Annotated in this window: 13 protein-coding genes; 5 read left to right on the top strand and 8 right to left on the bottom strand. The window is 72.7% G+C overall.

Annotation, left to right across the window (positions count from 1 at the left end):
* Positions 1-131: 131 nt before the first annotated feature.
* Positions 132-1,445, top strand: a complete 1,314-nt coding sequence (locus ACTMTF_RS05825; protein ID WP_441109562.1) for a glycosyltransferase family 4 protein — start codon at positions 132-134, stop codon at positions 1,443-1,445.
* Here ACTMTF_RS05825 and ACTMTF_RS05820 read toward each other — a convergent pair.
* The 4 genes from ACTMTF_RS05820 to ACTMTF_RS05805 all read right to left on the bottom strand — a co-directional run bounded on the left by ACTMTF_RS05820 (position 1,405) and on the right by ACTMTF_RS05805 (position 4,893).
* Positions 1,405-2,313, bottom strand: coding sequence for a S1C family serine protease (locus ACTMTF_RS05820; protein WP_441109561.1), 909 nt, complete (start codon positions 2,311-2,313; stop codon positions 1,405-1,407). The genes ACTMTF_RS05825 and ACTMTF_RS05820 overlap by 41 nt on opposite strands.
* Positions 2,314-2,361: 48 nt before the next feature.
* Positions 2,362-2,823 (bottom strand): hypothetical protein, encoded by a 462-nt coding sequence (locus tag ACTMTF_RS05815; protein WP_441109560.1) that lies wholly within the window; start codon positions 2,821-2,823, stop codon positions 2,362-2,364.
* Positions 2,824-2,829: 6 nt separating this feature from the next.
* On the bottom strand, positions 2,830-3,423 hold the full coding sequence (locus ACTMTF_RS05810) for an RNA polymerase sigma factor (RefSeq protein ID WP_441109559.1): 594 nt from the start codon (positions 3,421-3,423) through the stop codon (positions 2,830-2,832).
* A 189-nt stretch (positions 3,424-3,612) separates the two neighbouring features.
* Positions 3,613-4,893, bottom strand: a complete 1,281-nt coding sequence (locus ACTMTF_RS05805; RefSeq protein ID WP_441109558.1) for a S8 family peptidase — start codon at positions 4,891-4,893, stop codon at positions 3,613-3,615.
* Between the two features lie 95 nt (positions 4,894-4,988).
* On the opposite strand from ACTMTF_RS05805, the gene ACTMTF_RS05800 reads away from it, so the two are divergent.
* Entirely contained in the window at positions 4,989-7,646 is a 2,658-nt protein-coding gene (locus ACTMTF_RS05800) for a CHAT domain-containing protein (RefSeq protein ID WP_441109557.1), read from the top strand.
* 141 nt (positions 7,647-7,787) lie between these two features.
* On the top strand, positions 7,788-8,504 hold the full coding sequence (locus ACTMTF_RS05795) for an HNH endonuclease family protein (RefSeq protein WP_441109556.1): 717 nt from the start codon (positions 7,788-7,790) through the stop codon (positions 8,502-8,504).
* 4 nt (positions 8,505-8,508) lie between these two features.
* Here ACTMTF_RS05795 and ACTMTF_RS05790 read toward each other — a convergent pair whose 3' ends face one another.
* On the bottom strand, positions 8,509-9,345 hold the full coding sequence (locus ACTMTF_RS05790) for an SGNH/GDSL hydrolase family protein (RefSeq protein WP_441109555.1): 837 nt from the start codon (positions 9,343-9,345) through the stop codon (positions 8,509-8,511).
* Between the two features lie 217 nt (positions 9,346-9,562).
* Here ACTMTF_RS05790 and ACTMTF_RS05785 point away from each other — a divergent pair, with 217 nt between their 5' ends.
* A complete protein-coding gene (locus tag ACTMTF_RS05785; RefSeq protein ID WP_396999388.1) occupies positions 9,563-10,792 on the top strand; it encodes an isochorismate synthase MenF in 1,230 nt (409 codons plus the stop codon).
* 46 nt (positions 10,793-10,838) lie between these two features.
* Here ACTMTF_RS05785 and ACTMTF_RS05780 read toward each other — a convergent pair whose 3' ends face one another.
* Positions 10,839-11,456, bottom strand: a complete 618-nt coding sequence (locus ACTMTF_RS05780) for an IMPACT family protein (RefSeq protein WP_441109554.1) — start codon at positions 11,454-11,456, stop codon at positions 10,839-10,841.
* Between the two features lie 85 nt (positions 11,457-11,541).
* Between ACTMTF_RS05780 and ACTMTF_RS05775 the strand changes: the two genes are divergently transcribed.
* Positions 11,542-12,651 carry an epoxide hydrolase family protein gene (locus ACTMTF_RS05775; protein WP_441109553.1) on the top strand — a complete coding sequence of 370 codons (1,110 nt, stop codon included), beginning with the start codon at positions 11,542-11,544 and terminating at the stop codon, positions 12,649-12,651.
* A gap of 42 nt (positions 12,652-12,693) precedes the next feature.
* Here the strand turns inward: ACTMTF_RS05775 and ACTMTF_RS05770 are convergent, their stop codons facing one another.
* Together ACTMTF_RS05770 and ACTMTF_RS05765 are read right to left on the bottom strand one after the other, a co-directional pair.
* The gene (locus ACTMTF_RS05770; protein WP_441109552.1) at positions 12,694-13,458 is read right to left on the bottom strand and encodes an ATP-binding cassette domain-containing protein; all 765 of its coding nucleotides are present in this window, start codon (positions 13,456-13,458) and stop codon (positions 12,694-12,696) included.
* Entirely contained in the window at positions 13,455-14,489 is a 1,035-nt protein-coding gene (locus tag ACTMTF_RS05765; protein ID WP_441109551.1) for an ABC transporter permease, read from the bottom strand. Before ACTMTF_RS05765 ends, ACTMTF_RS05770 begins: the two co-directional genes overlap by 4 nt.
* Positions 14,490-14,542: the final 53 nt, after the last annotated feature.

Raw genomic sequence — 14,542 nt, 5'->3', positions numbered from 1 at the left:
ATAGAAGTGGATAGCGCCACGGGGATGGACGGCGCACACCACTCCAAGCTCCACGGCACGCCGGTGGTGAGAAAGTCCTCTCACCACCGGCTGCTTGTCATGGTCATCCAGACGGCAGGGGGATCTTTCAGGTGCGGGCACTGACGCGTAGAGGCAAGTCAGCGGTGGTCCGGCTGTACCGGGGATACAACCGGCGCAAAGCCAGGCAGGCACCACCGGCCTCCACCCACCAGGTGAAGATCCTGCTGCTGCACGCCAACGGCATGGGCGGCACGATCAGAACCGTGTTCAACCTCGCCGGTCACCTGGCCGACCGGCATGACGTGGAGATCGTCAGCATCCTGAAGGAGGCCGAGGAGCCGTTCTTCCCGATCGACCCGCGCGTGCGGTTCCGCTATCTGGACGACCGGCTCAACCCCGGCGCCGACCCGATACGGGCGATGCTGTCGAAGCTGCCCAGCAAGCTCATCCCCAAGGAGGAGACGGCCTACCACCGCTTCAACCTGTGGACCGACCTGAAGCTGGCCCGGTTCATCCGCTCGATGAACACCGGCGTGCTCATCGCCACCCGCCCCGGCCTGGTTCTCACCGCGGCCCAGTTAGCGCTGCCCAGCGTCATCACCATCGGCCAGGAGCACGTCGCCCTGCGCACCCAGCCGGAGCCGGTCCAGAAGTTGATCAAGTGGCGCTACCGCCGGCTGGACGCCCTGGTCACCCTCACCAAGGCCGATCTGCAGGACTACCGTGACGCCCTGCCCAAGAAGCCCGGCAAGCTGGTGCGGATCCCCAACGCGGTGCCGCCCATGAGCGGCGAGGTCGCCAAGCTGGACGCGAAGGTCGCCGTCGCCGTCGGCAGGCTGACCCGCATCAAGGGCTTCCACCGGCTGATCACCGCCTGGCAGCAGGTGGCCGAGGCGCATCCCGACTGGACGCTGCGCATCATCGGCGCCGGCCCTCAGGAGGAGGCGCTGCGCGCCCAGATCAGCGAGGCGGGCCTCGACGGCACGGTGGTGCTGCCTGGCCCCACCGCCGACGTGGGCGCGGAGCTGGAGAATGCCTCCTTGTACGTCCTCAGCTCCCGCCATGAGGGCTTCTCCATGACCATCCTGGAGGCCATGGCCAAGGGGCTGGCCATCGTCAGCTTCAACAGCCCGCACGGCCCCAAGGAGATGCTCACCGACGAGGTCGACGCGCTGCTCGTCAAGCCGCGCACCAACGACAACCTGGCCGCGGCCATCCTGCGGGTGATCGAGGACGAGCCGCTGCGCCACCGCCTGGCCGCCGGAGGGCTCCAGACCGTCCGCGCCTACGACATCGCCACCATCGGCGCCCGCTGGGACACCCTCCTCGACGGCCTGCTCGCCCGCCGCACCCCGCAGGCGGCGGAAGCGCAGGCCGTCCCGCTCACACCTCCGACCCCGTCAGCTCCACCGGCTCCGCGATGACGTCGACCAGCGCGCCGTTGCGGTAGACGGTGATCGGCAGCGGCCGCCCGATCGCGTCGGCGAACATCAGCCGCTGCAGGCTCTGCGCGTCGTCCACCGGGGCTCGGCCGGCGCTCAGCACCAGGTCCCCGGCCCGCAGTCCGGCCCGTGCCGCGGGCGAGCCGGGGATCACCTCCACCACCCGCAGCGCGCCGGTCCGCCCGGTGCGCTGCCGCAGCGGCCCGGCCAGCGGCGCGGGCGAGGTGACCAACCCCAGGAACGCCCGCCGCACCCTGCCGTCCCTGATCAGCGCCGCGATGATGCCCCTGGTCGTGCCGTTCACCGGCACGGCCAGGCCCACTCCCACCCCGGCCACCGCCGTGTTGATCCCGACCACCCGCGCCCGCGAGTCCGCCAGCGCCCCGCCGGAGTTGCCGGGGTTCAGCGCCGCGTCGGTCTGGATCACGTCCTCGATCAGCCGTACGGCGGAGCCGCTGCGCGCGGGCAGCGACCGGCCCAGCCCCGACACCACCCCGGCCGTCACCGACCCGGCCAGGCCGAGCGGGTTGCCGACGGCCACCACGAGCTGGCCCACCACGAGGTCGTCGCTGTCGCCGAGCACGGCGGGCTCGGGGGTGGGCACCTGTGACCTGATCACCGCCAGGTCCGACAGCGGGTCGCGGCCGACGACGGTGAACCCGCCGGAGGAACCGTCGGCGAACGCCAGCGTGCCCGACCTGGCGGAGCCGATGACGTGCGCGTTCGTCAGCAGGAAGCCGTCGGCGGTGAACACCACCGCCGACCCGCTGCCCCGCCCGGCCCGCACACCGGCGACCTTGGGCTGCAGCTCGGCCGCGACGGAGGAGACGATCTGCGAGTAGGAGTCCATGTGAGAGCCTCCTCGAAGGGGATGCTTACATCATTACTCCATAACGCGTCACAGCGCGATCCAGTCCGTCACCACGTTGCCGCCGCCACTCGGCCGGCACTGCAGCCTGAACGCCTGCGCCGGAGCCGGTCTGAACACGAAGCACCCCGACTCGTCGATCATCGACGTGACCACGTCCCCCGTCACCAGATGCGTGTACGCCGTCCCCGGCCGGGCCGGCACCACCTGGCCCAGCAGCGCCTCGGGGCCCACCTCCAGCTCGATCGTCAGCTCCGGCGTCGCGAAGATCAGCGCCCGCAACGTCGCGTGCTCGGCGCCCCGCGTCGCCGCCCCCGCCTCGTCCACCGCCGAGTCGTAGGTGAGCGCCGCCAGCTCGGCGTCGATGTCATGCCAGGCGAACAGCGCCTTGCCGGCCGCCACGAACTCCTCCGGCACCTCCCGCTCCGCCGCGCGCGCCTGCCGTACAGCGGCCAGGAACCGGTCGTCGTCACTCCACCACGGCGTGTCCATGCCCCGTCACCCTCTCCCCTGGTCGTCCCGTTCGGACCTGATCAGAGCGGCCACGGCCGGCGTGCGGCGCAGCTTCTCCAGGCACCGCGCCCGCGTCGGCCCGATCGCGCCCACCGGCATGGACAGCTTCGCGCTGATGTCGGTGTACGGCACGGGCGGCTGGCACATCAGCATCGACAGCAGCTCCTGGCAGCGCCCGTCCAGCTGCCGGAACCCCGCGGCCAGCGCCGCGTTCCGCTCGGCGTCGATCAGGTCCTGACCCGGCGCCGGCGCCCGCACGTCCACCAGCACGTCGGCGTCCACCGGCAGTCTGAGGCGCTGCTGACGCTCGGCCGCCTGGGCACACCGCAGACACTCGCGCCTGGTCGCCGTCGCCAGCCAGCCCGGCAGCGCCGCCGGCTCACGCAGCCGGGGCAACTGCTCCACCAGCGACAGCCACACCGACTGCCCCACGTCGTCGGCATCGGCCCGGCTCAGCCGGAAGGCCTTGCAGATCGACCAGACCAGCGACGCGTACCGCTCGACGATCTCGTCCCAGGCGTCCCTGTCACCGCCCCTCGCCCGCACCACCAAGGCGACGACCGATGGATCGTCACGCATGTCCGTGTGCTCCCTTCCCGGCACGGCCCACCCAGCAAGAGTGAACGCGGATAAGCGGTGCGTCCAGGCAGGACGCTTCAGCGTACGAACAGGGGACGGCTGGGCCATGTCGTCTCTTCACTGCTCGGTGACGGTGGTCACCCGGACGGAGCGGCCGGATCGCGCCCTGATACCTCACCCGGCGAGGCGTCAGCTCTCGCCGCACGGGGACAGGACCATGCCCACGCCGTCCAGCTCCCGCGCCGAGGCCAGCACCGCCTCCTTCGCGTCCTGGGCCGACTCCCCCGTACGCGCCATCCGGGCCGCGATCAGCCCCGCCACCAGCGGCGCCGCGAACGACGTGCCGGCCCACCTGGCCATCCCGGAGAAGTTCTGCACCGCAGGCATCTTGGGCGGCTCCCGGTAGGTGTACTCGCCGGTGGCGTAGGCGTTGACGTGCCCCTCGCCGAGGGCGTACACCCGCACCCAGTCGCCGTGGTTGCTGAACCACGCCCGGTGCGCCTGGTCGGGGCCGAGCGCCCCGACCGACACCACCCAGTCGTAGGCGGCCGGGTAGAACGGCCGGTCCGTGGCGTCGTTGCCGGCCGCCGCCACCAGCACCACGTCCGGGTGCGCCCGCTGGAACGCCTCGAAGCCGAGCGAGGACCAGTTGCCGCGCGTGTAGGTGCCCGCCGACAGGTTGACCACGTCCGGCGCGGGCGTCCGCCCGACCAGCTCCTCCAGCTTGGCGATCATCACGTCCTCCAGCTCCGCGCCGGAGGCGGAGAAGTGGTCGACGATCGCCACCTCGGCCGACGGCGCCATGCACTTGGCGATCCCGGCGACGAACGTGCCGTGCCCGGCGAAGGGCGGGATCCGCGGCAGCCCGCTCACCGGCGACGGCGGGTCCAGCGTCTCCAGGTCGCCGTCCACCCCGCCCAGCCACGGGTAGGCGGCCGGGTCCAGCCCGAGCCAGCCGGTGTCGCTGACGCCGATCCGCGCCTCGCGCACCACGTCCCCCTCCGGGCACGGCGGCGGCCACGGCCGATCCGGTGATCCGGCGGGCACCTCCGGCTCCGTACCCGGGCACAGCCTGCTCACGTGCAGGACGTGCACGGGAGAGGCCAGCGGCAGCCGCGGGTCGTCCTCCCGCCGGCGTGGCACCCGCCGCTCGATGAGCTCCAGCGCCTCCGGCACCGTCAGCGCGCCGTCCGCCCCGGCGTCCGGCCCGGCGTCCGGCCCGGCGTCCAGCCCGGCGTCCAGCGACAGCACCACCAGATCACCCCGCCCCCGGGCCTCCACGCGGCGTGCGCCGGGCAGCGCGGCCTCGATCCGCTGGACGTTCTCCCCCCGGTTCAGGGTCAGCAGGCGGCCCGCCTCGTACAGGTAGTCGACCTCGCCCGCCGGGGTGTAGGCCACCTCCACCCGGATCCCCCGCGCCAGAAACGCGTCCTTGACGATCCGGAACTGAGCGTCGAACACCGCGTCCATGGATTCCTCTCCCGGGCGTAGCCAATGATCACACTTTTCACACCTATATCGACTTGGGGTTGCGGGCGCTACAGCCGATCGTCAACGCTCGGTACATGCCGGCGGACCCCGTACCCTCCTCGACCGCCACGGCGGAGTTGCTCCCCCTGGCCCTGTCGCGCCCCCACGAGGCCCTCGACAGGGCCCGTGACCTGCTCGCCGGCGACCCGCCGCCGCTGGCCGCGTCCATGGCCAGGCAGGCGATCGGCATCGTGCTGCGCGAGTTCGGCGACATCGACGCCGCCGTGGCGGAGCTCGAGGCCGCGGGCCGCCTCGCCCACCAGGCCGGCTGCGCCGAGCGCGAAGCCGACGTCCAGGCGACCCTCGGGGTGGCCCTCGCCTTCGCCGGTCGCACCACGGCGGGCCGCGCCGCGCTCGACGCCGCCGTCCAGCGATCCACCGGGCCGCTGAACGGGCGCATCCTGCTGCGCAGAGGCGGCGTGCTGCTCATCCTGGGCCACCATCACGACGCCCTGGCCGACCTCAACAACGCCGTCACCGCCCTGCGCGCCGCCGGTGACGCCATCTGGGAGGCCCGCGCCCGCAGCGAACGCGCCACCTGCAACCTGGCGCTCGGCTCCATCACCAAGGCAGCCACCGACCTGGCCCGCGCCGAGGAACTCTTCAACGCCACCGGTCAGGAGCTCGAGTCGGCCGACGCCATCGTGCACCGCGGCGTCCTGGCCCTGCGCATCGGCGACCTGCCCGCCGCGCTGCTCTGCTTCGACCAGGCCGCCGAACGTTTCGACCGGCTCGGCACCCCCGATCCCAGTCTCAGCATCGAGCGCTGCGCCGCGCTCCTGGCCGCCGGCCTGCCCCAGGACGCCCTCACCGAGGCCCACACCGCCCTCGACCGGCTCGACCGCATCCACGGCCAGCCCGTCAAGAAGGCCGAGCTGCTGCTCACCGCCGCCAACTGCGCCCTGGCCGCCCGCCGGCCCGCCGACGCGCTCGGCCACGCCGCCGACGCCACCGACCTCTTCGGCCGCCAGCACCGCCACTGGTGGCGGGCGCACGCCCGCCTGGTCAAGGTACGCGCCCAGCTCGCCACCGGCACCACCGACGCCGCCCTGCTGCGGGAAGCCGAGGAGTGCGCCCGCGAACTGGCCGCCCTCTCCTCGCCCGACCTGTCACTCGGCCACCTCATCGCCGGCCGGCTCGCCCTCGCCCTCGGCGACACCGCACGCGCCAACGGTCACCTCGCCACCGCCGCACGCGGTCGCCGCCGCGGCCCCGCGCTCTCCCGTGCCGCCGCCTGGCTCGCCGAAGCCCTGCGCGCCGAGGCCGGCCACGACTCCGCCCGGCTCATGCGCGCCTGCCGCCGTGGCCTGCGTGTCCTCGACCAGCACCGCGCCACCCTCGGCTCCAGCGAGCTGCGTGCCCAGGCCAGCGCGCACGGCGCCGAGCTCGCCGCGCTCGGCCAGCGGCACGCCCTGCGCCTCGACCGGCCCCGGCTGCTGCTGTCGTGGAGCGAACGCTGGCGCGCCACCGCCCTGGCGGTCCCCGCCGTCCGCCCGCCCGACGACGAACGCCTCCAGGCGGAGCTGGCCGCCATCCGCGCCCTGACCAGCCGCCTGGCCCAGGCCCGCGCCAAGGGCCTGCCCACCGCGCACCTGTCGGCCGAACAGCTCCGCCTGGAGCGGGCCGCCCGCGCCAGGGCGCTGCACGCCCACGGCCACGACCACAGGCATCACCACGCCCACGCTCACGAGGACGCGGCCGCCCCCGGCGTCGACATCGACGCCCTCCTCGACGAGGTCGCGGACGACCGGCTGCTCGAACTCGTGGACGTCGACGGCCACCTGCACGTTCTGGTCTGCGGCTCGGGCACCGTCCGCCGCCATCGCGCGGGACGCACCGAGGAGGCGGCCCGCCACGTCGACCTGGCCCGCTTCAGCCTGTCCCGGCTCGCCCACGGCCGCTCCACCCTGTCGCCCGCCGAACTCCTCGCCCAGCTGGAGACCATCGGCCACACCCTCCAGCGCGTCCTGCTAGGCGACGCCGCCCAGCATCTCGGCGACCGGCACGTCGCCATCGTCCCGCCGGGCCGCCTGCACGCCGTCCCCTGGGCGCTGCTCCCCTCGCTACGTCACCGCGCCGTCAGCGTCGCCCCGTCGGCCAGGTCCTGGTTGCGCGCCCGCCGCACCAGCGCCCCCGCCCACGGCCGCGTCGTCCTGGTCCGCGGCCCCGGCCTGGCCTCGCAGGGCGCGGAAGTGCGGGAGGTGACCGCAGGGTACGCCGCTCCCGTCGTCCTCGGCGAAGGCAGCGCGACCGTCGGCCGCATCCTGCGCGCCATGGACGGCGCCCGCCTCACCCACGTCGCCGCGCACGGCACCTTCCGCGCCGACAGCCCGCTGTTCTCCGCCCTGCGCGTCGACGACGGCCCCCTCACGGTCTACGACCTCGAACGGCTCACCCGGGCGCCCCACCAGGTCATCCTGTCGAGCTGCGACTCCGGCCTGACCGCCGCCACCGGCGCGGACGAGCTCCTCGGCCTGGCCAGCTCGCTCATCCAGCTCGGCACCACCGCCATCGTCGCCGGTGTGGTGCTGGTCAACGACCTCGCCGCGGTCCCGCTCATGGTCGCGCTCCACCGGCGGCTCCGTACCGGCGCGGGCCTGGCCACCGCGCTGCGGGACGCCCGCCTGGACACGGCCGGCGACCCCGTCGCCACCGCCACCGGGTGGTCGTTCACCTGCCTCGGCGCCGGCTGACGGCCATGACCCGCCACCCGGATCAACAGGACGGCCAGCCATGAACCTCTCACGGAACCGCTTCATACCCCTTACCGTGTCAACATCGCCCACTGCGGGAATCTCTCTAGAGAACCCCCGAACGGCACCCGGGAGGCGTGCTTGAGCGCAAAGGACGCCGTCGCCATCCTCGCAGCAGCCGCTGTCCTCGCCGCCCTGGTCAACGGCACCAGGCCCACCACCGCCGCCGAAGCCGCCAGCCCGCTCGGCAACGCCAGCGGCACCCTGCCCGGCCTGGCCCCCGTCACCACCGGACCCGACAAGAAGGCCGCCCGCGCGCTCATCAAGGACCTGCGCGTCGCCGCCCGCGGCTCCAGCGCCGGCTACAGACGCACCCGCTACGGCGACAACTGGGCCGACAGCGCCACCGGGGTCCCGTACGCGCGCAACGGCTGCCGTACCCGCGACGACCTCCTCGCCCGCGACGGTCGCAACATCCGCTACCGCAAGGGCTCCACCTGCGAGGTCGTCGCCATGGACCTGCACGACCCCTACACCGGCCAGATCATCGACTGGCACAAGAGCGACGCCGACGAGGTCCAGGTCGACCACGTCGTCCCGCTCGCCTACGGCTGGCGCATGGGCACCCGGCGCTGGAGCATGACCAAACGCGTCGACTTCGCCAACGACCCGCTCAACCTGCTGCCCGTGCTCGGCCGCGCCAACGAGCAGAAGGACGCCTCCGGCCCGTCCGGCTGGCTCCCCCCGCAACGCCGCATCCGCTGCGCCTACGTCACCCGCTTCGCCCAGGTCGCCACGAAGTACGGGCTGCCGGTCACCCGCGCCGACAGGAAGGCCATGCTCACCCAGTGCCGATGACGGCTCAGCGCGGATCGACCCAATCGAAGCCGTTGCGGAAGGTCCGCTCCGCGAGCACCCGCTGCCCGGCCTCGTTCGGGTGGAAGTAGTCCCACCGGCTCACATGTTCCAGCGTGAACGGGTAGGCGAAGACCGCGCCCGCGTCGGTGCGGCACGACGTTCCCAGTGCCGCGCAGGCCCGCGCCGCCTCCCGGTTGTAGGCCATCACCCGCTCCCGCACCCGGGCCCGCCGCTGCCTGTCGGCCGGCTTCACCGACGACGGACGGGCGAGCATCGTCTGGCAGATCCGGCCCACCGTCCAGAACGTCCGCGCCAGCGCGTTGCCCTTGCCCACCTGCCAGAGCCGGTGCAGGTCGGGGATGCTCGACACGAACACCCGGGCCTGCGGCAGCCCGGCCCGCAGCTCCGACAGCGCCTGGTCCAGACGCCGCCGGTAGACCCCCACCGGGGTCATCTGCCGCTCCTCGAGCTTGCAGGCGTCCTGGGCCCCTATGAGAATCGTCACGTAGTCCGCCTTGGCGCCGACCGCCTGCCGCACCTGGCCCAGCAGGTCCGCGCTCGTCGCGCCCGGCACCGCGAAGGCACGGTTGTGCCCCTCGATCGGCGACCCCAGCCGCAGCAGCCGCAGGTAGTGACTGTTCACGCTCGCGTGATCGCCGGCGGACCACGACCGTGACGGGCAGGACACGTACCAGCCGCAGCTGTTGAATCCCGACGAGATCGAGTCTCCGAGCGCCGCCATGACCTCGGGCACCGGCTCCGGGGCGGCGGCCTGAGCAGCGCCGGAACCGGCGAGGACAACGACGGCGGCCATGAGGGGCCCCAGACGGCGAGCGATCATGGCCCAAAGGTAGGGAGCGCGTCGCCGCCCCACCGTGACCTAGGGGCAACGTCTGCCATCTCAGGACCGACTTCATATCGCCACTTGACGAGCCCCAGCCGATCGGGTTGCACCAAAAGCAGGGCAATATCCGTCCTTATCCGGAAGCATGAACCACAACCGGTCAGACACGGGGGTCCCAGTCGAACGTGTTCAGTTCCCGCATAGAGTGTCTCGGGTGAGTGTCGCGCTCGGAACAACCCGCCCGCTACCGGTTCGCACCACCCCCATTCGCGACCCCGGTAATCTGCTGGCATCCCTCCCCCGGACCGCGCCGTACGCCTGGATCAGGCACGGCGAAGGCCTCGTCGGCTGGGGCCAGGCCGCCCGCGCGGACATTCCCCCAGGTCCGGACCGCTTCGCCTGGGCCCGTGAGTGGCTCGCCGCGGTCTTCGCCGACGCCCACGACGACGACACCGTCCAGATCCCCGGCAGCGGCCCGGTCGCCTTCGGCACGTTCACCTTCGACGAGAACTCCGCCGGCTCCACCCTCGTCGTCCCCCAGACCATCCTCGCCCGCAGGAACGGCCGCGCCTGGCTCACCACCATCGGCGACGCCCCGCACGAGACCTTCACCCCGCTGGTCGACCCGGGGCACATCAGCTACGGCGACGGCAGCCTGACCGCCCCCGCCTGGGAGCACGTCGTGGCCCGCGCCGCCCGCCGCATCCGCCGCGGCGAGCTGGAGAAGGTGGTCCTCGCCCGCGACCTGCTCGCCACCGCCGAGCACCCCATCGACATCCGGCTGCTGCTCCTGCGCCTGGCCCGCCGCTATCCCGAGTGCTACACCTTCTCCGTCGCCGGCCTCGTCGGAGCCACCCCCGAACTCCTCATCCGCCGCACCGGCCAGGAAATCCAGTCCCTCGTCCTGGCGGGCACCACCCCCCGGGGCACCGGCCCCGCCGACGACCTCAGACGCGGCGCCGCCCTGCTCGCCTCCGCGAAGGACCGGCACGAGCACGAGTGCGCCATCGCCTCCGTCCGGCACACCCTCGCGCCGCTCTGCGCCCAGTTGCACACCCCCGACGAGCCGGAACTGCTCGTCCTGCCCAACGTCCAGCACCTCGCCAGCCACGTCAGCGGCCGGCTCGCCGACGGCGCCTCGGTCCTCGACGTCGTGGCCGCCATGCATCCCACCGCGGCCGTCGGCGGCACCCCGACCCACAAGGCCATCGACGTCATCCGCGAGCTCGAAGGCATGGACCGCGCGGGTTACGCCGGCCCGGTCGGCTGGATCGACGCCCACGGCGACGGCGAATGGGGCATCGCGCTCAGATCCGGCATCGTGGAAGGCCGCCGGGCCCGCCTGTTCGCCGGGGGCGGCATCATGGGCGACTCCGACCCCGCCTCCGAGCTCGCGGAGGCCCAGGCGAAGTTCCGCGTCATGCAGTACGCACTGGAGGGCTGACGGCCGCTGATCCCCGCGCGGCCGGCCGCGGGTGGCTGAGCCGGCCTCATTGCGGTACGTGTACGTCGCGGCCCAGCTCGACCCTGGCCCGTCCCGCCGTCAGCGAGGCCGCCCAGTCCCGGAAGGCGTCCACCTCGTCCACGCCCACCGCCACCACGAAGTCGACCGCCGAGCCGTAGCCGACCTCGCGCACCGCGTAGCGGGAGGCCCGCAGGTCGTTCTCCACCCGTCCCGCCTGGTCGTGGGCGACCGCCACGTGCACCAGCCTGGCCGGCACCATCCTGACCGGCTCCACCCGGTCCAGCGTCTCGGTCACCGCCGAGCCGTAGGCGCGCACCAGGCCGCCCGCGCCCAGCAGGATGCCGCCGAAGTAGCGGGTCACCACCGCGACCACGTGGTCGAAGCCCCGGCCGACCAGCGCCTGCACCATGGGGGTGCCCGCGGTGCCGCCCGGCTCGCCGTCGTCGTCGCCCTTCTGCAGCCCGGCGACGACGTAGGCGGTGCAGTTGTGGCTGGCAGAGGCGTGCAGGCGGCGGCGCCCGGCGATGAACGCGGCGGCCTCCTCCGCGCTCTGGACGGGTGCCAGGGCGCAGACGAAGCGCGAGCGGCGGGCCTCGGTCTCGTGCTCGACGGGGGTCTTCAGGGTGAGGTACGGCGCTGACACCGCATCAGGCTAGCGCCTGCCGGAGTTGCGCCCGCCCAACCGTATGGCGTACGGTACGCCGTACCAACCACGATGGAGGACCAGCTTGAACGACGTCCGGCCCTTCCGGCTCGAAATCGCCCAGGCCGACCTGGACGACCTGCGCGCGCGGCTCGACCGGGTGCGCTGGCCCGACGAGGTCCCCGGCCTCGGCTGGCGGTACGGAGTTCCGCTCCCGCACATGAAACGGCTCGTCGGCCACTGGCGCGACGGCTACGACTGGCGGCGCGCCGAGGCCGAGCTCAACCGGCACGACCAGTTCGTGACCGAGATCGACGGCCAGCGGGTGCATCTCCTGCACGTGCGCTCAGCGAATCAGGACGCGCTTCCGCTGCTGATCACGCACGGCTGGCCGAGCAGCCCGGTGGAATACCTCGACGTGATCGAGCCGCTCAGCCGCGACTTCCACCTCGTCATCCCGTCCCTGCCCGGCTACGGCCTGTCCGGCCCCACCACGGAGACGGGCTGGGGCTCCACCCGCATCGCCAAGGCGTGGCTGGAGCTCATGACCAGGCTCGGCTACGACCGCTTCGGCGTGCAGGGCGGCGACTGGGGCAGCTGGATCTCCCGCGAGGTCGGCGTGCTCGCCCCCGAGCGGGTCGCCGGGATGCACGGCAACGGCATCATCTGCTTCCCCATCGGGGCCCCCGGCGAGCTCGACGGCCTGACCGAGACCGAGCAGGAGCGCCTGGCCTTCCGCGACGCCTATCTGACCGAGCAGTACGGCTACAAGCTCATCCAGTCGACCAGGCCGCAGACCTTCGCCTACGGCATGACCGACTCCCCCGTGGCCCTGCTGTCCTGGTTCGCGAGCGTCTATCACGAATGGAGCGACAGGGAGATCGACCCCGACCGCCTGCTCACCACCACGATGCTCTACTGGCTGACCGGCACCGCCGGCTCGGCCGCCCGCTCCTTCGTCGAGACGCCCGACACCGACCAGGACACCAGCGTCGAGTGGGAACTCACGGCGGCCACCGTGCCGACCTCGATCTCCGTCTTCCCCAAGGACATCCTGCGCCCCATCCGCCGCTTCGCCGAACGCGACAACAACATCGTCGGCTGGGTGGAGCACGAGCGCGGCGGCACGTTCGCGGCGCTGGAGGAGCCGGAGGCGTTCGTCACCGACGTCCGCGCCTTCTTCACCGGCCGCTGACCCTGCCACCCCGTCCGATCGACCCCCAGAGGGGGCGGGTCCTCACTCGCGTTCCAGCTCGTGGGCGAGTTCCTCCAGTTCCGCGTCGCCGGCCATCAGGGAGGTGAGCTTCTCGCGGGTGATGTCGGCCTTGGCGTACTCGCCCATGCTCGTCCCCCGGTTCAGCAGCAGGAACCGGTCCCCCACGGGGTAGGCGTGGTGCGGGTTGTGCGTGATGAACACCACGCCGAGCCCTCGGTCGCGGGCCCGGGCGATGTAGCGCAGCACCACCCCGGCCTGCTTGACGCCGAGGGCCGAGGTCGGCTCGTCCAGGATGAGCACGCGGGCGCCGAAGTAGACAGCCCTGGCGATCGCCACCGACTGCCGCTCGCCGCCCGACAGGGTGCCGACCGGCTGGTCCACGTCCCGGATGTCGATGCCCATGGCCCGCAGTTCCTCGCCGGCGACCCGCTTGGCGGTGCGCACGTCGAAGGCGCCGGCGAGCAGGCCCTTGCGCGGCTCCGAGCCGAGGAAGAAGTTCCGCCAGACCGACATCAGCGGGATCATCGCCAGGTCCTGGTAGACGGTGGCGATGCCACGGTCGAGCGCGTCCCTGGGGCTGCTCAGCCGGACCTCCGCGCCGTCCACCAGCAGGGTCCCGGCGTCATGCTGGTGCACGCCCGCGAGGATCTTGATGAGGGTGGACTTGCCCGCGCCGTTGTCACCGAGCACGCAGGTGACGCGGCCCGCCTCCACCCCCATCGACACCTCGCGCAGCGCCAGCACCGAGCCGAACGACTTGCCGATGCCCCGGGTCTCGAGTATCAATGCTTCACCTCCTCGGCATAGCGCCTGACCAGGCGATTGGCCAGCGTGGCCAGCAGCAGCATGGCCCCCAGGAAGAACTTGAACCAGTCGGCGTCCCAGCCCAGGAAGACGATGCCCTTGTCGGCCATGCCGAAGATCACCGCGCCGATGGCCGCGCCGATCGCGGAGCCGTACCCGCCCGTGAGCAGGCAGCCGCCGATCACGGCGGCGATGATGTAGATGAACTCCTGCCCGATGCCGATGTTGGCCTGCACGGACGTGTAGCGCAGCGCCATGATCGAGCCGACCAGCCAGGCCGCGACCGCCGTCGTCATGAACAGCGCGATCTTCGTCCGGGCGGCCGGCACCCCGACCGCCCGCGCGGCCGGCTCGCTGCCGCCGACCGCGAAGATCCAGTTGCCCACCCGTGAGCGCATCAGCACCCAGGTGGCCAGCGCGGTGACCAGCAGCCACCACAGGATCGCCACCCGGAAGGAGGTGCCGCCGATCTGGATCGTGCCCGCGAAGACGGTCCGCGCCGCCTCGAAGCCCTCCGACCTGCGCAGCCCGCTGACCTGTACGGTGCCGGTCAGCGCCTTGGTGACACCGAGGTTGACGCCCTGCAGCATGAGGAAGGTGCCGAGCGTCACGATGAAGCTGGGCAGCCGCGTCCTGGTCACGATCAGGCCGTTGAGCAGCCCGACGCCGAGCGCCACGACGAGGCTGACGAACATGGCCAGCCACACGTTCAGGCCGTAGCGGGTGGCGAGGGTGACCAGGATGAGCCCGGTCGTGCCGGTCAGCACGCCCGCCGACAGGTCGAACTCGCCGCCGATCATCAGCAGGGCGATGGCCACCGCCATGATGCCGAGGGTGGCGGCCGGGTCCAGCCAGTTCGCGATGCCCTCGGGCGACCTGAACACCGCCGACTGGGTCGCGAAGAAGGTGAAGACCACCACCGCCCCGACGACCGCGCCCAGTTCGGGCCGGATCAGCAGGCGGCGCAGCAGCCCCACCCGCGCGAGCCGCTCGTCGGCGGCGGCGGCCGTCACGGTGCCTCCCCGCTCATCACGGTGCCTCCCCGCTCATCACGGTGCCTCCCCGC

The organism is Nonomuraea sp. ZG12 (assembly GCF_052068115.1).
Classification (GTDB): domain Bacteria; phylum Actinomycetota; class Actinomycetes; order Streptosporangiales; family Streptosporangiaceae; genus Nonomuraea.
The sequence above is the reverse complement of the archived record's forward strand: the minus strand, read 5'-3'. Positions and strand labels throughout refer to the sequence as shown.

Excerpts from the sequence above, each read along its gene's own strand:
- ACTMTF_RS05800 (WP_441109557.1), top strand. The coding sequence starts at position 4,989 with ATGCCGGCGGACCCCGTACCCTCCTCGACCGCCACGGCGGAGTTGCTC.
- ACTMTF_RS05820 (WP_441109561.1), bottom strand. The coding sequence starts at position 2,313 with ATGGACTCCTACTCGCAGATCGTCTCCTCCGTCGCGGCCGAGCTGCAG.
- ACTMTF_RS05810 (WP_441109559.1), bottom strand. The coding sequence starts at position 3,423 with ATGCGTGACGATCCATCGGTCGTCGCCTTGGTGGTGCGGGCGAGGGGC.
- ACTMTF_RS05790 (WP_441109555.1), bottom strand. The coding sequence starts at position 9,345 with ATGATCGCTCGCCGTCTGGGGCCCCTCATGGCCGCCGTCGTTGTCCTC.
- ACTMTF_RS05805 (WP_441109558.1), bottom strand. The coding sequence starts at position 4,893 with ATGGACGCGGTGTTCGACGCTCAGTTCCGGATCGTCAAGGACGCGTTT.
- ACTMTF_RS05815 (WP_441109560.1), bottom strand. The coding sequence starts at position 2,823 with ATGGACACGCCGTGGTGGAGTGACGACGACCGGTTCCTGGCCGCTGTA.